The 19,290-nt window shown below is 33.4% G+C and carries 21 protein-coding genes and 1 tRNA gene; 13 read left to right on the top strand and 9 right to left on the bottom strand.

Features of this window, described 5'->3' with window-relative positions; translation table 11 throughout:
- The first annotated feature begins 12 nt into the window (after positions 1-12).
- The gene (locus tag EKM77_RS02900; protein ID WP_125592448.1) at positions 13-636 is read left to right on the top strand and encodes an NAD(P)H-binding protein; all 624 of its coding nucleotides are present in this window, start codon (positions 13-15) and stop codon (positions 634-636) included.
- Here the strand turns inward: EKM77_RS02900 and EKM77_RS02895 are convergent.
- Entirely contained in the window at positions 633-1,511 is an 879-nt protein-coding gene (locus EKM77_RS02895; protein WP_125592446.1) for a LysR family transcriptional regulator, read from the bottom strand. The genes EKM77_RS02900 and EKM77_RS02895 overlap by 4 nt on opposite strands.
- A 107-nt stretch (positions 1,512-1,618) precedes the next feature.
- On the opposite strand from EKM77_RS02895, the gene EKM77_RS02890 reads away from it, so the two are divergent.
- From EKM77_RS02890 to EKM77_RS02880, 3 genes are all read left to right on the top strand, one after another.
- Positions 1,619-2,359, top strand: a complete 741-nt coding sequence (locus EKM77_RS02890; RefSeq protein ID WP_125592444.1) for an SDR family oxidoreductase — start codon at positions 1,619-1,621, stop codon at positions 2,357-2,359.
- 9 nt (positions 2,360-2,368) lie between these two features.
- Positions 2,369-2,902, top strand: coding sequence for a DapH/DapD/GlmU-related protein (locus tag EKM77_RS02885; protein ID WP_125592442.1), 534 nt, complete (start codon positions 2,369-2,371; stop codon positions 2,900-2,902).
- A gap of 69 nt (positions 2,903-2,971) precedes the next feature.
- Positions 2,972-3,745 (top strand): DUF4931 domain-containing protein, encoded by a 774-nt coding sequence (locus EKM77_RS02880; protein ID WP_125592440.1) that lies wholly within the window; start codon positions 2,972-2,974, stop codon positions 3,743-3,745.
- A 173-nt stretch (positions 3,746-3,918) separates the two neighbouring features.
- Here EKM77_RS02880 and glyA read toward each other — a convergent pair whose 3' ends face one another.
- The 4 genes from glyA to EKM77_RS02860 all read right to left on the bottom strand — a co-directional run bounded on the left by glyA (position 3,919) and on the right by EKM77_RS02860 (position 7,535).
- Positions 3,919-5,148 (bottom strand): serine hydroxymethyltransferase, encoded by a 1,230-nt coding sequence (gene glyA, locus EKM77_RS02875; protein WP_125592438.1) that lies wholly within the window; start codon positions 5,146-5,148, stop codon positions 3,919-3,921.
- Between the two features lie 12 nt (positions 5,149-5,160).
- Positions 5,161-5,976 carry a DNA/RNA non-specific endonuclease gene (locus tag EKM77_RS02870; protein ID WP_225425171.1) on the bottom strand — a complete coding sequence of 272 codons (816 nt, stop codon included), beginning with the start codon at positions 5,974-5,976 and terminating at the stop codon, positions 5,161-5,163.
- 86 nt (positions 5,977-6,062) lie between these two features.
- On the bottom strand, positions 6,063-6,974 hold the full coding sequence (gene htpX / locus EKM77_RS02865; RefSeq protein ID WP_125592434.1) for a zinc metalloprotease HtpX: 912 nt from the start codon (positions 6,972-6,974) through the stop codon (positions 6,063-6,065).
- A gap of 12 nt (positions 6,975-6,986) precedes the next feature.
- On the bottom strand, positions 6,987-7,535 hold the full coding sequence (locus tag EKM77_RS02860; RefSeq protein ID WP_125592432.1) for a LemA family protein: 549 nt from the start codon (positions 7,533-7,535) through the stop codon (positions 6,987-6,989).
- Between the two features lie 169 nt (positions 7,536-7,704).
- On the opposite strand from EKM77_RS02860, the gene EKM77_RS02855 reads away from it, so the two are divergent.
- The 5 genes from EKM77_RS02855 to EKM77_RS11175 all read left to right on the top strand — a co-directional run bounded on the left by EKM77_RS02855 (position 7,705) and on the right by EKM77_RS11175 (position 11,706).
- Entirely contained in the window at positions 7,705-8,784 is a 1,080-nt protein-coding gene (locus tag EKM77_RS02855; protein ID WP_125592430.1) for a serine hydrolase domain-containing protein, read from the top strand.
- A 63-nt stretch (positions 8,785-8,847) separates the two neighbouring features.
- Positions 8,848-9,672: an aldo/keto reductase gene (locus tag EKM77_RS02850; protein ID WP_125592428.1), complete on the top strand. Its 825-nt coding sequence runs from the start codon at positions 8,848-8,850 to the stop codon at positions 9,670-9,672.
- 83 nt (positions 9,673-9,755) lie between these two features.
- Positions 9,756-9,884, top strand: coding sequence for a hypothetical protein (locus tag EKM77_RS11110; protein WP_263852883.1), 129 nt, complete (start codon positions 9,756-9,758; stop codon positions 9,882-9,884).
- A 255-nt stretch (positions 9,885-10,139) separates the two neighbouring features.
- Entirely contained in the window at positions 10,140-10,475 is a 336-nt protein-coding gene (yedF, locus tag EKM77_RS02845; protein WP_125592426.1) for a sulfurtransferase-like selenium metabolism protein YedF, read from the top strand.
- A gap of 67 nt (positions 10,476-10,542) precedes the next feature.
- Entirely contained in the window at positions 10,543-11,706 is a 1,164-nt protein-coding gene (locus tag EKM77_RS11175) for a cobalamin-independent methionine synthase II family protein (RefSeq protein WP_318530704.1), read from the top strand.
- A 67-nt stretch (positions 11,707-11,773) separates the two neighbouring features.
- Here EKM77_RS11175 and EKM77_RS02830 read toward each other — a convergent pair whose 3' ends face one another.
- Positions 11,774-12,571, bottom strand: a complete 798-nt coding sequence (locus tag EKM77_RS02830; protein WP_125592422.1) for a DUF5067 domain-containing protein — start codon at positions 12,569-12,571, stop codon at positions 11,774-11,776.
- Positions 12,572-12,743: 172 nt separating this feature from the next.
- Here EKM77_RS02830 and EKM77_RS02825 point away from each other — a divergent pair.
- Positions 12,744-12,816: transfer RNA gene (locus tag EKM77_RS02825), tRNA-Glu, on the top strand.
- Positions 12,817-13,218: 402 nt separating this feature from the next.
- Here EKM77_RS02825 and EKM77_RS02820 read toward each other — a convergent pair.
- Entirely contained in the window at positions 13,219-13,902 is a 684-nt protein-coding gene (locus EKM77_RS02820) for a hypothetical protein (RefSeq protein WP_125592420.1), read from the bottom strand.
- Positions 13,903-14,117: 215 nt separating this feature from the next.
- Between EKM77_RS02820 and EKM77_RS02815 the strand changes: the two genes are divergently transcribed.
- Positions 14,118-14,498, top strand: a complete 381-nt coding sequence (locus tag EKM77_RS02815; RefSeq protein WP_125592418.1) for a VOC family protein — start codon at positions 14,118-14,120, stop codon at positions 14,496-14,498.
- A 24-nt stretch (positions 14,499-14,522) separates the two neighbouring features.
- On the opposite strand, the gene EKM77_RS02810 is transcribed toward EKM77_RS02815, so the two are convergent.
- Complete coding sequence (locus EKM77_RS02810) at positions 14,523-14,729, bottom strand: hypothetical protein (protein WP_125592417.1); 207 nt, start codon at positions 14,727-14,729, stop codon at positions 14,523-14,525.
- Positions 14,730-15,407, bottom strand: coding sequence for a CPBP family intramembrane glutamic endopeptidase (locus EKM77_RS02805; RefSeq protein ID WP_125592415.1), 678 nt, complete (start codon positions 15,405-15,407; stop codon positions 14,730-14,732).
- Positions 15,408-15,496: 89 nt separating this feature from the next.
- Between EKM77_RS02805 and EKM77_RS02800 the strand changes: the two genes are divergently transcribed.
- Both EKM77_RS02800 and EKM77_RS02795 read left to right on the top strand, forming a co-directional pair.
- Positions 15,497-17,218 carry an ABC transporter ATP-binding protein gene (locus EKM77_RS02800; protein ID WP_125592413.1) on the top strand — a complete coding sequence of 574 codons (1,722 nt, stop codon included), beginning with the start codon at positions 15,497-15,499 and terminating at the stop codon, positions 17,216-17,218.
- Positions 17,218-19,092 carry an ABC transporter ATP-binding protein gene (locus EKM77_RS02795; protein ID WP_125592411.1) on the top strand — a complete coding sequence of 625 codons (1,875 nt, stop codon included), beginning with the start codon at positions 17,218-17,220 and terminating at the stop codon, positions 19,090-19,092. Before EKM77_RS02800 ends, EKM77_RS02795 begins: the two co-directional genes overlap by 1 nt.
- Positions 19,093-19,290 lie beyond the last annotated feature (198 nt).

Below are 19,290 nucleotides of genomic sequence, written 5' to 3'. Positions count from 1 at the left end.
GAGGATTTAATTATGAAAATCTTAGTAGTTGGTGCAAGTGGACGTGTAGGTTCACTTTTAGTAAACAAATTAGAAAAATCTGGACATGAGGTTACTGGAACTTATAATAGTAAAAAATTGGATATTAAAAATTCGTTTAAATTGGATTTACATTCTTCTGTTACTGAAATTGCCAAATTAGTAAATGGATTTGACGTAATTTATTTTGTGGCCGGATCACGTGGCAAGGATCTGCTTCAAACGGATTTGAATGGGGCTGTTAAAGTGATGATGGCCGCAGAAAAAGTCGGAATTAAGAGATTCATTCAATTGAGTTCAACATATGCTTTGGATCAGTCTCGTTGGGATGAAGGTTATTTAAAAGATATTCCTGATTATAATGTTGCTAAATTTTATTCAGATTCATGGCTGATCAATAATACTGATTTGGATTATACGATTTTACAACCTAGTGCACTAACGGAAACTCCAGCAACGGGAAAAGCTGATTTTCAATTAACAGAATTATCTGAAAACTCTATTTCTGATGTGGCAGAGGTTTTGGCAGAATTAATTGATAATAATAATACGATCAAGAAAGTTATTCTTATGGGTTCAGGATCAAAGAATATTGCTGATGCTTTGGCTGAAATTTAAATCTGCCAATCTTCTCTAAATTGCTCCAAGAAAGCTTTAGCCGCTTTTGAAAAATGGGGATTTTTATTCCAAACTAAGTCTAAGTTAACTAATAGGTCTGGTTTTAAAGGCACGAATTCTAGTCCGTTTTCTTCAGAAGGAGTTATCAATCCTTCAAAAGTAAAAGCATATCCTAGTCCTTGAGCAACCATTTTTGAAGGATTAGTTATCAAGTTATAAGTGCTGATAATGTTTAAATTTTCTGTGGATTGACCAAACCATGTATTAAAAATATTTTGTACGGATGTTTGATTGGACATCATCAAAGGTTTGTCTTTCAAATCATCGGGTGTGAGAAATTTTTTGGTGGCTAATGGTGAATCTCGACTCATCAAAACTCCCCATTGATCAATAAAAGGAAGTTTTAAGTAATCATAATCTTTAGTCTCAAATGGTTCGATCAATATTGAGAAATCTAATAAACCATTCGACATCTTAGAGTAAATATCGTCAGCATTACCGCTGAATAAACGAAATTTTACTTTGGGATGTTTTTTTAATAGATTTTGCATGGTTTTTGCGACCATTTTAAAGGTTTGTGTTTCACCACCACCGATATAAATATCTCCTTGGATCTCTGTGCTGTCATTTATGTTGTTAATGGTTTTATCCACTAGAGAAACAATTTCCCGAGAATGTTTTAAAAAGTATTGACCTTGATCGGTTAATTGAATTTTGCGATTGGTTCTAATAAATAACTTTGTGTCCAATTCGGTTTCTAATTCAGACATTTGTTTAGATAGTGCTGGTTGTGAAATGTGCAGAACTTTGGCTGCATTAGAGATGTTTCCTTCATTGGCAACAGCGATAAAATAATTGATTAGGCGTAATTCCATAATTTCCTCCATAACTACTCATTATATCTAGTTATAAGATATTAGTATTTGTTATGGATATAATAACGCATTATACTAGTTTTTGAAAAGGAACGGAGGAATTATAAATGTCTTTAAAAGATAAAGTAGTAATTATAACTGGTGCTTCTAGCGGAATAGGTGCAGCAACTACCGCAAAGTTAGTGGAAAAAGGTGCCAAAGTAGTAATTGGAGCTAGACGTGAGGAAAGACTTAAAGAATTAGCCGATAAGTTTCCTAAAGATACGGTTATTTATCAAAAAACTGATGTTTCCAATTTAGACGATATGAAATCCTTAGCAAATTTGGCGATTCAAAAATTTGGTAGGATCGATGCAATTTATAATAATGCCGGAGTAATGCCGACCGCTTTATTAAATGAATATCGTCATGATGAATGGCAAAGTATGGTCAACATTAACATAATGGGTGTTTTAAATGGAATTGAGGCGGTTTTACCAACAATGGAAAAACAAGGTAGTGGACATATTCTTGCCACATCTTCGGTTGCTGGACATGTGGTTTATCCAGGATCTGCTGTTTATTGTGGAACTAAATTTGCAGTTCGTGCAATTATGGAAGGATTACGCCAAGAAGAAGGATCTAAAGGTATTAAATCCACTATAATTTCACCAGGTGCAGTTGATACAGAACTATATAAGAGTGTTTCTGGTGAACAAGCACAAAAGGATTTGATCGAATCTTGGAAACAACCTAATAAATCATTGAAGGCAGAAGATATTGCAGATGGTGTAGTTTACGCACTAGATAGTTCTGATCGTACATCGGTCAGTGAGATCATTATTAGACCAACAGCACAAGAAATGTAAGGTGTTTTGATGACAAGTATTGAGTATAAAAAAGGTGGAACTGATTTTGATCAAATAAATCAAATAGTTCAACATACAAATAAACTGATTTCTAAATTGAATTTTGGTTATCATGACAATGAGTCTGTTTTAAAAATTTTGTCTGAAGTTGTTGGTTATGAGATAGATTCGAGTAACGAAATTAATCTACCGTTCAGTTCAGATTATGGTCCCAATATAAAATTAGGTAAGAATATTTTTATTAATCGTAATTGTATGTTCGTTGATTTGGGTGGAGTTACGTTAGAAGATGATGTCTTAATAGGACCAGGAGTGAAGTTGATCTCAGTTAATCATCCCATCGACCCTAAGAAGAGACATAATGTTATTACTGATCCAGTTTTAATAAGGAAAAATGCCTGGGTCGGAGCAAATGCCATAATTTTACCTGGGGTCACTGTTGGAGAGAATTCTATTGTTGGTGCTGGTTCAATAGTAACTAAAGATGTTCCCGATAATTCAGTCGTGGTTGGTAATCCAGCTAAGATCATTAAAGAAATATAAGATAATTTGTTTTCCAAAATAAAATAGTTAGCTTATAATTTTAAATTGTAGCTAATAGGAGGTTTTGGAATGCAAGAGCAAATTGAATTTATTGTCAGTAATGCGAAAGGTAAACCTGAGAATATAGTTCATGAAAATAACTATTGTCCATTTTGTGATGTTGAATCTTTGACCAATATTTTTAAGTATGAGGATGATAGAATCTGGTTAATGAATAAATATCGTGTTTTAGCTGATAGTATGCAAACTGTTTTGATCGAATCATCTGATCATAATGGGGATTGGTCTAATTACAGTTCTAAAAATGCCGGAGAAATTATGGAGTTTGCTTTAAGATGTTTTGACGAAATGAGAGCAGATCCTAAGTATAAATCAGTTATTATGTATAAAAATTTCGGACCTCATTCTGGTGGAAGTTTACTTCATCCCCATATGCAGATCATTGGTTTGGATAAGGTTGATGCCTATACTCATGTACATGAAAATAATTTTGAGGGTAAAGATTACTTGAAAATCGGTAATGCCAGTTTAAATATTTCAACAGAACCAATTTTGAGTTTTTTGGAGTTTAATATTCGCATTAAAGATATTTCAGATGCACAAAGTATGGCAGATGCTGTAAGAATGTTAACAAATTATATTTTGAATAAATTTTTTAATGGTAAGTTTGATAGTTATAATTTGTTCTTTTATCATGTAAATGATGAAATAATTTGTAAACTTATTCCAAGGATCAATACTTCTCCAGTCGTTATGGGATACAAGATGCCACAAGTTGATAATTTAGAACAAATTGAAAAAGTATCAAAAGAAGTAATAGATTTTAATTCAGATTTTAAGTAAAAAAAGAGAGTGATCCAAAACATGGTCAGCTTTCGAGCATTAAGGCGAAAAGGGTCCAGTAATCTGTTTTTAGATTACTGGACCCTTTTCGTTTTAAGCGGAAAAAGCTATGTTTTGGACCACGTTTATGCTGCATATTTCGAGATAAATTAGTTTTGTCCCAGGCTCATTTTTTATTTAACAGGATGTTTTTTTGTTAGAGCGTTTGTTCTTTCATCTAATTCTTTTAATTTATCAGGATCATCGTGATTATCAATTGCTTCAATGATAATGTTAGCAACTTCACGACAGTCATCTTCATCAAATCCTCGTGAAGTAATGGCTGGTGTTCCTAATCTTAAACCTGATGTTAATTTTGGAGGCAGCGGATCATTTGGAATAGCTTCTTTATTAGCTGTTATATGGATCGAGTCCAGTAGATCTTGAACTTCCATACCGTTTAAATCAGTGTCAGTTAAAACAACATTTAGAAGGTGATTGTCAGTTCCACCGGTTAATACTGAAAGGTGTTTGGAATTATTGATCACTTCAGCCATTGCTGCAGCATTTTTAATAACTTGCGCAATATAGTCTTTAAACTCTGGTTGAAGATCTTCTCCAAAAGCAACTGCTTTAGCGGCAATAACGTGTTCTAATGGTCCACCTTGTGTACCAGGGAAGATTGCAGAATTGATTTTTTTACCTAGTTCAGGTTTGGCAAAAATCATACCGCCTCGAGGTCCACGAAGTGTTTTATGGGTAGTAGTTGTAACAATATCGGCAACTCCAATTGGAGTGGGATGTAGGCCAACCGCAACTAAACCAGCGATATGTGCCATATCGACCATTAATAAAGCGTTAACTGAATCAGCAATTTTACGGAATTTTTTAAAATCAATCACACGACTGTATGCCGAAGCACCAGCGACGATTAATTTAGGCTGTACTTCCTGAGCAATCTTTTCTACATCGTCATAGTCGATCAATCCTTCATCGTTAACACCGTATGAATGGAAATCGTACATTTTACCTGAAAAGTTAACACGAGAACCATGAGTTAAATGTCCACCAGCATTTAGATCCATACCTAAAACTTTATCGCCTGGCTTTAAAACTGCTTGATAAGCTGCGGCATTTGCCTGTGAACCTGAATGAGGTTGAACATTTACATATTCTGCGTTAAAAAGTTTTTTGGCACGATCTATGGCAAGTGATTCGATTTGGTCGATGTATTCACAACCACCATAATAGCGGTGCCCAGGGTAACCTTCAGCATATTTATTAGTTAATACTGACCCTTGAGCTTTACGAACATTGTCAGAAACGATATTTTCCGAAGCAATTAATTCAATATTTCTATCTTGACGAATTTCTTCTTTTTTGATTAAATCTAAAACTTCATTATCACCTTTACTATAATTCATTTAGCCATCTCCTTAATTGTTATTAACAACACTGGTACCAGTAGAATAGTCGATAGTTACACCTTTTTCAACGTTAAAAATATAAACATTGAAGGATACTTGACCATCGCTATTACCTTGACTATCTAGTGATTCCGCCATCATTTGAACTCCACGAGCGACAAGTTCGTTACCGCGATAGATCGGCTTAACACGATATCTGATAAAGTTATTAGGATTTTGCTTTATATAATAAGCAATATCATCTTCATGTTTAAGCATTTCAGGAGCATTTAAAGATCTTGTTCCGGTCATAAGATTTTTAGGGTTGTTATTTTGCCCCGTTAATTGGTAGCCGATAAGATGTGAACGATTATAAAGCCAGCCAGTTGCCAATTTTTTATTATGCCAGCCGGTTGGATTTACATAGAGTGGTTCACGTTTAGTTGTTGGCATTAAACTTTTATTCAATAGAGCGTCAGCTTGAACAGCACGGTTCAAATCATCTAAGTTAGCAAAACTTTGCCAAGCACCATTTTGAATGCTTAAATCCGATTGGGAAAAAGTTGGTTTATTATTGTTAACTGTTATTTCTTGATTATTTTGATAATTCAAATTAGCTAAGTTAGTAGATGAGTCTGTGGTTTTTTCTTCTTGCCGAGGATTATCACCGGCTTTAGGAGAATTATTTTGGTATGTTTGATAGACCCCAGATCCGCCAGCCAAAATTAAAACTAAACTGGCTGAAACTAAACTACGATGAATTTTCTTTTTCGGCTTTGTCATAAAAGTCGTAAATAAAATAATGACCCCTAGAAGGATCAGTAATACTGAATACATATAATTCAATCCCCTCAAAACTCAAAGATTAAAAATCTTCAATAGTAATTTTATCATATCATTGGAAAAAAAAAGGAATCTGCACACAGATCCCTTTACATAAATGTTTTCTTAAGTTCTTTTATTCTATCATCCAATGGAGGGTGAGTATCGAATAGTCCTGAGAAGTGTTTCTTTTTCTTAGGATCGTCAATATATAAAGCTGCACTAGCATCATCAACTTTTTTCATTGGTTCAGTGCTAGCTTTTAATTTTTCAAGTGCGTTGATCAATCCTTGTGGATTACGGGTTAATTCAGCACCAGAAACGTCAGCTAAATATTCACGATTTCTGGAAATGGCTAATTGTACGAGGCTGGCAATAAATGGTCCTATGATCATGAAAATCAAACCAACTACCCAAAGAACCAAACGTACAACTACCCAATTGGAATTATCATTATCATCGTCATCTCTAAATGGTAGTACCCATCGATAAGCGTTTCCAATCAAATAGGATATAAAAATGATTGCTGATGATAAAGCTAATGAAATTGTAGATACTCTAATATCATAGTTTTTAACATGTGAAATCTCGTGAGCTAATACGCCTTCTAATTCTTCACGGTTCATCATTTCATAAAGACCGGATGTTACAGCAACTGCAGCATGTTTTGGATCACGTCCAGTAGCAAAAGCATTAGGACTTTTATCATTTATTATATAAATATCTGGTAATGGAATGTCAGCTACCATTGATAGATCTTCGACGATATGCCAGAGATCAGGTGCATCTGCTTCAGATTTAAGTTTCTTAGCACCATTCATTTGCATCACAATACTTGTTGATTGAAAATAAGTGATCAGTGTGTAAATTAAAGCAATAACAAGAGCGGTAATTACACCGCTCCAAATGTTATTTAAAAAGTATTCACCAATAAAACTACCTAAACCAGCTAATATTATGAAGAAAATAGTAAAAATCAAATATGTTTTACGCTTATTACGATCAATTTGCTGGTATATCATATTATGCTCCTATTAAAACTTAACTTTTGGAGCTTCTTTTTCTGCTTCAGGAATCTGTAAGAAGTCCATTTCCTTAAATCCATGAATTTTAGCAATAATGTTTCTTGGGAATGTTTCAATAGCAGTATCATATGATTGAACTTGACTATTGTAAGCTTGACGGGCATAAGCAACTTTATTTTCTGTGTTGGATAATTCTTCCATCAATTTAGAAAATTCTTGGTTAGCTTTCAAATCAGGATAATTTTCTGCCAGTGCAAAAACTTGTCTTAAAGCGCCAGTCAACGCATTATCAGCATTAACTTTATCCTGCAAAGAATCAGCATTTGTAACATTATTTCTTAACTCAACTACTTTTGAAAGAGTTTCCTTTTCATGGGTAGCATATCCTTTTACTGTTTCAACCAAATTAGGTATCAAATCAGTACGACGTTTCAATTGAACATCTATTTGTGAACTAAATTCGCGAGCACGATTGCGAAACTTAACTAAACCATTGTATAGTCCAGCGTAGGCAATCACAATCAAAGCTATGATAACAACAATTATTATTGTGGTCATATATTTCTCCTTCTTACTTTTATTAATATTCATTTTAACATATTAGCTTTACAACAGTTACTACAAGGATTTTGGGGAAAAAAAGAGCATTTGATTTTTACTTTTAAAAAATTGTAATTATAATGTGCCATATAAATATATCAATCGATTTCTGTACGGGGAAACGAATATGAAAAAAATAATAATAACTCTTTTAGTCATAGTTTTAGGAATTTCATTTAATGCAACGACTGTTCAAGCTGATGTAGTCAAGGCTGACATTGTTAATAGTGATTCATTTGATAAACAAGTTAACCAAATGTTAGATCAAAAGAATTTTTCAGGGACTATATTAGTAGTAAGAAATGGTAAAGTTTTGTATTCAACTAGTAAGGGATATGCAGATAAAGACAATAAATATAAAAATAAAGATAATACAAGTTATGAAATTGATTCAATTCAAAAGTCATTGACAGCGGCTTTGATAATGAAACAAGTCGAATTAGGCAATTTAGCTTTGAGCGACAAATTAAGTAAATTTTATCCTTCTGTTCCTGGAAGCCACAAGATCACCATTCGTCAAATGTTAGATATGAAATCAGGATTGATCCTACCAGGAGATATTGGTCCACAAAAGGTTTTATCAGATCAATCAATTATTAGTAGTGATATTAAACGAATAAGGTTTAGTCGTGCTTTATATAATAACTGGTATTATTCACCGATCAATTTTAATCTATTGAGTGGTGTCTTGGAGAAGGTAACCGGGCAAAGTTACCGTCATCTATTTTATGAATCCTATATTAAACAGTTAAATTTAAAACAGACTGAGTTTGCTTACTCACATTATTTAAAATCAGCCGATAAATCAACTGGATACACAAATATTGATCCAATATCAGGGGCTTCTTCATATGGACATCCATTTAATATTACAAAGTTTGAAACTTTTGATGAATTAGGAACAGGTCAAGTCTTTATGAGTGCGCACGATTTATATAAGGTTGAAAACTATATTTTGGCCGGTAACATGTTAACAGCAGCATCTCGAGAAGAGTTATTTGTGCCTGCTAGTGTTAGTAATTATGGCGGTGGCTTTTATAACACATATAATGATCACTTCGCTAACGGTTGGGGCTATGGTTTTCAAGGTATAGTTCATTTATCAAGCGATGGTAAAAATGCCGTGATCGTTTTGAGTAATTATTCGCGTATTAGTGATGATTTAAAACCAACTGCCAAAAGTATTTTTAAGATGGTAAACGACTAATATCAGCAATTTCTTTTTTAATAAAACTATTTGGTGTAGTTTATTAAGTAAGGAGGAGTTGCTATGTATAAATTAAATGATGGAAGAGAAATTCCTGAAATTGGGTTTGGAACATATAAACTTAAAGGACATTCTGGCGTTCAAAGTATCGTTTCAGCTATCAATACTGGTTATAAAATGTTTGATACAGCCTATAATTATGAAAATGAAGGGACTGTTGGTCAGGCAATTGCTGAAAGTTCTGCCAAAAGATCTGATTTATTTGTAACTTCAAAATTACCTGGTCGCTATTATCAATATGATGATGCAATAGCCGCATTACAGGAATCACTTTATCGTTCAAAGTTGGATTACTTTGACCTTTATTTGTTGCATTGGCCTAATCCTGAAAAGGGGATGTACCCAGAAGCTTGGAGAGCTCTCATTGATGCTCAAAAATTTGGATTAGTTAAATCAATCGGTGTCTGCAACTTTTTACCAGAGTATCTAGAAAAACTTCAAGAAGATACTGGTGTTTTGCCGGCAATTAACCAAATTGAGTTACATCCATTTTTTAACCAAGCCAAGATGCGCAAGTATGATGCAGATAACGGCATTATTACGATGGATTGGAGTCCATTAGGTCGTGGAAGTTCAGTTATGTCAGATCCTAAGTTAAATGAACTAGCTGGTAAGTATAATAAATCAGTCGGTCAAATTATTTTGAGATGGGAATATCAATTGAAAACTATTCCTATCCCTAAATCATCTAAGACAACACGTCAAAAAGAAAATATTGATATTTTTGATTTTAAGATCTCTGATGAAGATATGAGTCAAATTAATTTATTAACTAAATCAGATGGTCGTGTCCATGATCAAGACCCTGCAAAATATGAAGAATTCTAAGATGTCCCTAGCGGCATCTTTTTTTATTGACTTTTCACAAAAATGCTTATAAACTATGAAATTAAATTATAGGAGGTAAGCATATGAGATATAGTGTGACTATGGATAAAAAACATCATTTGTTTACCGTTGTTGATAAAAAAAACAAGAATGTTTCTGCACACGGTAAATCAATTGAAGAAGCTGTTAAAAAGATTTTAAATAAGAAATAAAGATAAATTATCCTTTCTAAATAAACCTTTCAATCATACATTATGATATTGAAAGGTTTATTTTATTGTCTTGATTGATGCAAGAAAGTGAAAAAATTATATATTGACTTATAAAGTACTGCTATATTGGCGTTACATAAAATATTAATATTTGTTTTAATGAATATTAGCTTGAATTTAACTTGTACTATATGTAGATAAGCGCAAAGATTGTGGTATAATTAATTTGTCAAAATATAAAAGGAGGATTTTCTTATGTCTTATGATGTCGTGTTAAAAACAACAAAGATGGGTGATGGTGAGGAAGCTTTAACCAAAAATTTAATGTTAGCTTTTATTCATCAATTAACGGAAAAAGATGAAAAGCCTAAGAACATTATTTTATATGGAGAGGGAGTAAAATTAGCAAAAAAGAATTCTGAGGCAATTAATGACCTAATTGAAATGGAAAAAGTTGGAGTAAATATCCTTTCATGTGGAATCTGTTTAGATTATTTTGAAATTAGTAAGAAACTTGGGGTTGGTGGAGTAACAACTATGGAAGAAGTGGTTAATCTTCTTGCCGCTAGCGATAATTTGATTTATCCATAGAATTAAAAATAACACCATAAAGTGATTGGGACTTTATGGTGTTAATTATTTATAAAGGAGGTTAACCATGAAATTTAAATCATTTAGCACTTCGTTAATGGGTAGTATGCCCAGAAGTACTGAACTTTTAAGTGCCAGAGATGAAGGCGATAAAAGTAAATTTGATGAGATCCTTATTAATGATACAAAAGATGTAGTAAAACTAGAAGAAGATAATGGTATAGATGTAATTGTCAATGGTGAACTTTCTAGAGATAACTATATGTCCTTTGTTGCGGATAAAGTTGATGGAGTTAAATTAATGTCCCTAGATGAAGTCTCAAAATTGACTGATGATGAATCTAGTTTTGATGAGAGTGTAAGCTCAATGGATGCGGACGATACTATTAATAATCCTATTGCGGTTGAACGCATTAAAACTGATTGTGTATTAGATTTTGAAGAAATAAAAAGATTAAAAACATTGACTGATAAGCCAATAAAGGCAACTTTGCCTAGTCCATATTTACTAACTAGATCGATGTGGTTAGAAGAAGTTACTGGAAAAGTTTATGAAGATCGGGCTGATTTAGGAGAAGATGTTGTTGAATTACTTTCAAACGAAATTAAGCGATTGATTGAAATCGGTGTAGATGTAATTCAAATTGACGATCCAATTTTATCGGAAGTTGTTTTTTCTAAACCTGGAACCGAGAATACTTTTTTTTGAGGTGCCTTATCTCAGAAGGTCAAGGTTGACCGAGAATTGAATTTTGCTCATAATTTGATAGAACCTTTGTTCAAGATTATCAAAAATAGTGGATCTTTAGGATCGATTCATGTTTGTAGAGGTAATTGGACCAATAATGAAGATACACTTTTATCTGGTTCATATGATAAATTAGGTAAGTTCTTTGAATCAATTGATGTAGACATGCTCACGCTTGAATTTTCTACACCAAGAGCGGGTGATATAGATTCTCTTTTTGAAAATAATGATTTAAAAGATAAGATCATTTTAGGATTGGGAGTAGTTAATCCTAGAAGTACAGAAATCGAGGATCCCGATGTTATTATTAGATCTGCTGAAGAAGCACTTAAGTTTTTACCACCAGAAAGAGTATGGTTAAATCCTGATTGTGGATTTGCTACTTTTTCTAGTAGATCGTTAAATTCCTATGAAGTAATAGGTAAAAAAATAAATTCAATGAAAATTGCTGCTAATAAATTAAGAAAAAAATATGGTGAATAATAAAATCCCTCCAATACAATCTTTTCATTTGTATTAGAGGGATTTTGAGTAAATTATGTATTTAGTCTTATTTAACTTGATATTCTTGTGACCCGATTGTTTCTCCATTGACACCTTTAGTGGCGATCAATGTTACTGGTTTTGAGGTATCTTCCAAAGCATAGGCGACAGCACTTTCAGCAGTATCACCTTGATTTATAGTGTTGAGCTGGGTATCAACAAATCTACTATCTGGTTGAGCGGCAACTTCCAAATCCTTTTCTTCGTCATTGTCACTCTTTTGTGTGGCCTTAAAAATTGCTACCCAGGCTGTAGTGGGGTTGATGTCTTTGTCAGTTTTATTTGTTGTTTTATACCAAATAGCAAAAATTGGCTTTTTCCCATTTTCGTTTCCAGTATCTCCTGGTTGAATTACTTTTGTTTGCGTTATTTCTATATCAATATCATGAATTACAGCTTTATTATCTTTAAAGTAATATTGAGAATCAGTATTTTGATTAGAATTATCATTTGTGTCAGCATTCTGATCATTTTGATTTTCTTGAGTCTCATCTTTAGCAACTTCAGGTTTAACGGATTTCTTTTTAGGAGTTTTCTTAGTTTTAGATTGAGTTGTTTTTTTTGCAGGTTTGCTTTTACTTACTTTATTTGTTCGAGCAGCTGCTTCTTCTTGATTTCTAGCGTCAGCGGCTTTACTGATACCAACGCCTGATAGAGCAACAATAATTAAAGTTAGAAAGGTCCATAACCACCATTTTCTAAAGATGGATTTAGAGTCTCGTGGAAGGATGGGACCACGTTTTTTCTTGGTTTTTGCTTTTTTGCTATGAAGCTGTCCCCGTGTCATATTCTTATTATTGTTCAATAATTTCACCCCCGTGAATTAATCCCAAATAGAAATATTATCTTTCTTATATAGTATAGAACTTATTGTATAGTTGAAAGCGTTTAGGAAAAATCTAAAGATAAAAAATAATTGTTCAAACAATATTGACATGGATAGTTGATTCAAGTTAAAATGTTATTTGTTGTTTGATTGCCCGTTGGTCAAATGGTTTAAGACGCCACCCTCTCAAGGTGGAGTTATGGGTTCGATTCCCATACGGGTGATATTTGATATTCAAAGACCGTCAATCAGGCTCAAAAGCTTGGTATGACGGTCTTTTTTATTTTCCTTTATTTCAATGATAATTAATATATCAATACGGGGTATTCAAAAGGGTATTCAATTTTAAAAATTGCGAAGAAATAATAGTCTTTGTTTTATATTTTTCAAAAGCGGGTAAAAGATTATTTTCAAACACTCTTGGTTGCATTTTTAGTTTTAAATACGCTTCTAAATATACATTAAACATATAGGTATAGATCCGTCTTTTTGGGTATATTTTTTAATTTCAGTCATTGTGTTCTCCTAAACTGCTGTGGGATCTGTTTTAATGAGTAGGGCAACAACGCCTTTCATTGATTTTTGAGAAAAATAAATAAGCCTAGGTTAGACTTATTTAAATTATTTTAATTGAATTCTATAGTTACCGGATCAAGTGATGGAGCGGCCTCTGAGAAATCGGTTGTATTGGCAAATGTATCGAAATTGATTGTTAATTTTGATAATTTACTCTTTTCATCTGTTTTGATTAAACCCATAACTGCAGTATCTTTTGTGGCATTACCAGCAACTTCTGCACCCATACCTTGATCTTGTAGCCCTGAACTAGGGTCCATTTGTGTTCCAGATGCAGTAACAATAGACTTTATTCCATTAAATTGAACGGCGTTATCTGTGTTGTTCTTAATGGAATATTGTATTTGTATTTCGTAGTATGGTGAAGTTAATTCCTCAGTTGCACCAAATGAACTCGCGGCATTTTCTTTCTGTTCATTATCTTTGGGAGTTACTTCAAACATTTTAAAATTCTTAAGGGTAATATCATATTCATTACTTGAATAAGTTTTGTTTATTTTTGAAATTTTAATTAATTTCATTTTACCTTGCATCATGTCGTTTTGCCATTCACCGACTTTCGCAAGTTGACCACTTTTAACTTCTTTTGAAGAACTTGATTTTCTATTCTTTTGAGACGTCTTTACATGAGAATCTGAATTTTTACTAGATGAGTCACTACTACTTGAACATCCAGTAAGTGTGGAAGCTAAAAGAATAGTTAATCCCGATAAAACTAAACTCTTGGTTTTCATTTAAAAATCCCCCGAATATAATCAGCTTTTTAAGTCATCAGTGTTTGGACATAATCGCATTGTAAAACGCTTTAATTAATATATTTTTACATTATCATTGTTACTCATCATGAACAATAATACATTTCTAAATCTCTAAAAAATCCCAACAGTTATTACTACCATTTTGCAATAAAAACCATTATCTTTAAAACATCACTAGGAGGTAGTAACTAATGAAAAAGGGAATTGAGTTAGACATTGTGGTTTCAAATGCTCGAAGATCGGTTGATCGATTTCAAAACGTTTTTAACGTTAAAATTGAGGAAATTCAAAGTACGATTGAAGCTGATGATACAATACTCGTTGATATGGAAGGGATGAAAATTCACTTTTTAAGTGAGAATAAAGAAATTGGATTTAAAATCCCTCAAAATACACCTGAATCTATTTGGGTAAATGTGATTGTTGACGATATTGAAAAAACTAAAGATGCTGCTATTAAAGCGGGTTTTGAATTAACTATTCCGATAACTGAAGAACCATATGAAAAAATGTTGTATATGCTCTTAAAGGATACGGATAATTATCAATGGATGGTTTACGAGGCAAAGTAAAAAGAGAACGCACACTGCGTTCTCTTAACGTTTAATAATTGCTATGTAAATCAAAATTACTAATAAAATCACTGAATAAACAACACCGGCGAATCCAGCGAATTCCATGATGACCCAATTGGTTATTTTTGAAGTTGCTAATAATAATATAGATAGAACACTAAACATGACTAGTTGTCTAATAACACTTTGATAAGCGTTATTAAGTTCTTTTTTTTCTTTGTCTTTCATTTAAAGGGTACCAGCTATTATGGCTAAGAAATTATTTAAAAAGTGAACGGTAATATTAGCTTTAATATTTTTAGTTCTTGCATAAACGGCTGCCAAAACGATTCCTAAAAGAACTTTTGATAAAAAATAAATCCAGTCTGTATTAGCACTTATTGGAGCATGAGCATAACCGAAAAATAGTCCGCTTAAAATAACGGATGCAATGGGTGTATTAGCAAAAAACCAATTCATAAATATTCCTCTAAAGAGGATCTCCTCTAAAATTGGAGCAACAATTATGGTAAAGAAAATTAAAATAGCAATATTATTTTTAGCTACTAATTGTAGTGCATCAACGTTGGCATTGGTTTTGTGCATTAGTGGAACAGTAACGGCATTGATGGCAAATGTGAGTAGAACAGCAATACCGACAATTAACCAAGTTGACTTTTTGAACGGTTCGGTTTTAAATTGTTGAGCACGCTTAAAAACTAACCAAATAATGAAAGCGACAACAACTAGCAGTATAATGGTTATGATTGGCACAATTTTTAAATATGAAGCATAATTATGACCTAGGTCTTTTTTTGTTAAGGTTAGAAGTCCCAAGGGAATTTGCTCTAATAAGAAAAGTCCCAAAAATGCCATAACATGAAATATACCTATTAAAGGGTTGAAATTATTTTTATTATTATTCAATAGAAGTTCCACCTTTTTAAATAAAAATTAGAATTTTTTGCGAATAAGTGCTTTAATACTAGAATGAGTTTTTTAAAGGGAGTGAATACATGCTTAAAATTGCTCGAGGGAGAATTAATCTTTGGCAAGTTCTTGGTGCTTTGTTGTTTATGACAGCACAAGTTATTGCAACGTTGTACCTGCCAAATATCACGTCTGATATTGTTAATAATGGTATTTCTACTGGTAATACTAACTATATCATGCATGCCGGCTTTAAGATGATAATTGTTTCTTTCATCACGATCGTAGCCGCCTTGGGAAATGTCTTAATGGCATCTCAAGCATCACAGGGATTAGGTCGAAAATTACGATCTGACCTGTTTAGAAAAATATTATACTTTACTAATGATGAATTCGACAAATTCGATACTTCTTCATTAACTACAAGAACTACAAATGACGTTATTCAAATTCAAAACGTTATGATAATGATGTTAAGAATGATGATCATGGCACCCATCATGTTGATCGGTGCTAGTTTCATGGCCTATCAAAAGAATGCGGCTATGACTAAAATATTCTTAATATCAATACCAGTTTTAATCGTTTTGGTTGGATTAGTCATGTATTTTGCTGTGCCATTATTTAAAGCAATGCAAAAAAAGACTGATCGATTGAACTTGATTTTCCGTGAAGGACTAACTGGAGTTCGTGTTATAAGAGCTTTCAGACAAGATAAGTTCGAACAAGATCGCTTTGAGGGCGCCAATGCTGACTACACTAACAATGCTATTAAAGTATTCACGATCGTAGCCTTAATGTTTCCAATCGTTACTTTAGTAATGAGTGGAACTAATATTGGAATTACTTGGCTTGGAGCACAGTATATCGCTGATCAGTCAATGCAAGTTGGTAATTTGATTGCCTTTATGACTTATGCAATGCAAATTTTAATGAGTTTTATGATCCTTTCACTAGTGTTTGTTTTTGTTCCTCGTGCTTCTGCTTCAGCCGCTCGTATCCAAGAAGTTTTTGCAACTGAAAGCCAAATTGATACGATGGACAAACCAATTAAGGTAAAGGATGAACCATCATTAAGTTTTAGTGACGTTAACTTTAGATATAACGGTGCGGAGAAACTAGCATTGTCAAACCTTAACTTCTCGATAGAAGCTGGCCAGACTTTGGCAATTATTGGTGGTACTGGTTCAGGTAAGAGTACCTTGATCAATATGATCCCAAGATTCTTTGATGCCGAAACTGGTGTTGTCAGTCTGAATGGGACTGATGTTAAGGCTTTAAGCAATGAAGATATAAATCATCACGTATCAATGGTTCCTCAAAAAGCAGTGCTTTTTAAAGGTAACATTCGTGAGAACATGATTTATGGTAAAGAAGATGCAACAGATGAAGAAGTTTGGAATGCATTGGAAATTGCCCAAGCTGCTGAATTTGTTAAGGAATTAGATGGACAACTTGATGCCAAAGTTGAACAAGGTGGAGAGAATTTCTCTGGTGGTCAACGCCAGCGTTTAGCAATTGCTCGTGCCTTGGTTAAAGATGCCTCAGTTTATGTCTTTGATGATTCATTTTCTGCACTAGATTTTAAAACTGACCTAAACTTAAGAACGGCTTTGAAAAATGATCAACGAATCAAGCAAAGTGTCGTTGTTATTGTTGGTCAAAGAATTTCAACCGTTGCTGATGCTGATCAAATTGTTGTACTTGATGACGGTAAGATGGTCGGATTAGGGACACATGAAGAATTGAAAGAAAATAATGAAACATATCAAGAGATCATTGATTCTCAATTAAGGGAGGGTAAGTAATGGCTAAAGAACAATCCCAAACACGCCCATCTGGAGGACATGGTCCAGGTAATCACGGCCCAGGAGTAAAAGTAAAACCTAAGAATTTCTGGAAAACGACCGGCAGACTTGCTAAGTATATGTCTTCATATATGGTGGGAATCATAACGGTTATGGTTCTTGCAATTGCATCTGCCATTTTCCAAATTAGAACTCCGAAAATTTTAGGTGAAGCAACGACTGAAATTTATAAGGGATTTATGACTGGTGTGGCTCAGCAAAAGGCTGGTATGCAAGTAAGTAAATTCCCAATCAACTTTACAAAAATCGAACATATTATTTTGATCGTATTGTTGATGTATGTTGCATCTGCATTATTTAGTTTCTTACAACAATTCGTAATGACTCGTATTTCTCAACGAACTGTTTTCAAATTAAGACGAGATCTTAAATCTAAAATGGAACGTTTACCAATTAATTATTATGATTCTCATTCAAATGGGGATATTATGTCGCGTGCTATTAACGATATGGATAATATCGCTGGTACCTTGCAGCAAAGTGTCACGCAGTTAGTAACAAGTACTGTTACTTTCATTGGTGTCTTGTGGATGATGTTTACGATCAGTTGGAAACTTACTCTGATTGCTTTAGCAACTATCCCAGTTAGTTTGATAGTTGTTGGATTAATTGCTCCACAATCACAAAAATTCTTTAAACGTCAACAAAAATCATTAGGTCTGTTGAATAATCAAGTTGAAGAAAATTATTCAGGCCATGTAGTTGTAAAAAGTTTTACACACGAACAAGAATCAATCGATGTCTTTGAAAAAGAAAACGAAAAATTATATAAGGCATCTTGGAAGGCGCAATTTATCTCCGGTTTAGTTATGCCGATGATGACATTCTTAAATAACTTAGGTTACGTCTTTGTCGCCATGTATGGTGGTATTCAAGTTGCTAATGGTAAATTGCCAATTGGTGATATCCAAGCCTTCTTACAATATATGAACCAATTTTCTCAACCGATTGCTCAACTTGCCAATTTGACAAATACGATCCAAGCAACGATTGCTTCAGCAGAACGTATTTTTGAAATTATCGATGAACCAGAAATGAAAAATGAGAAAGTCGATATTCCTGATGTTCAAACTGATGACAAGGTTACTTTAGATCACGTTAAATTTGGATATGACGATAAGCCAATTTTACTAGAGGATTATAACTTACAAGTAAAGCCTGGTGAAATGGTAGCTATCGTTGGACCAACGGGTGCAGGAAAGACGACAATTATTAACTTATTAGAACGTTTCTATGAAGTTAAGGGTGGATCGATCAAACTTAACGGTAAAGACATTCGTAATATGACTAGAGAAGACGTCAGAAAGCATTATGCGATGGTGCTTCAAGATACTTGGCTCTTTACAGGAACTATTTATGATAACTTGAAATATAGTCGTGAAGATGCTACTGAAGAAGAGATAGTCACTGCAGCAAAGGCGGCGCACGTTGATAACTTCGTACGTCAATTGCCAAAGGGTTATGACACTGTCTTGAATGAAGAGGCATCAAATATTTCTCAAGGTCAGCGTCAGTTGATCACAATTGCACGTGCTTTTGTGGCAGATCCTGAGATCTTGATCCTTGATGAAGCTACGTCTTCGGTTGATACAAGAACAGAGATCCATATTCAGCATGCGATGGAACGACTATTGAAAAATAGAACAAGTTTTGTTGTTGCTCATAGACTATCAACAATTCAAAATGCCGATAAGATAATCGTTATGAACGAAGGTTCTATTATTGAGACTGGTAATCATGATGAATTGATGGCAAAAAATGGCTTTTATGCTGACTTATATAACTCACAATTTGCTGGAAATGTCGCAATGTAAAAATTTAATATATCAGAGAGTGGGACAAAACATGTTCAGCTTTCGAGCATTAAGGCTAAAAGGCCCGGTAATCTGATTTTAGATTACCGGACCTTTTCGTTTTATTTGTCTCAGACTCTTGGAAATATAACTGATCAACAATATCGATTTATATTAAAATAATTATTCTAAATGCCAAATTTGATAAAAAATGTATAC

The organism is Companilactobacillus baiquanensis (assembly GCF_003946605.1).
GTDB classification, from domain to species: domain Bacteria; phylum Bacillota; class Bacilli; order Lactobacillales; family Lactobacillaceae; genus Companilactobacillus; species Companilactobacillus baiquanensis.
Note: the sequence above shows the minus strand (reverse complement) of the source record. Positions and strands in the feature narration are given on the sequence as shown.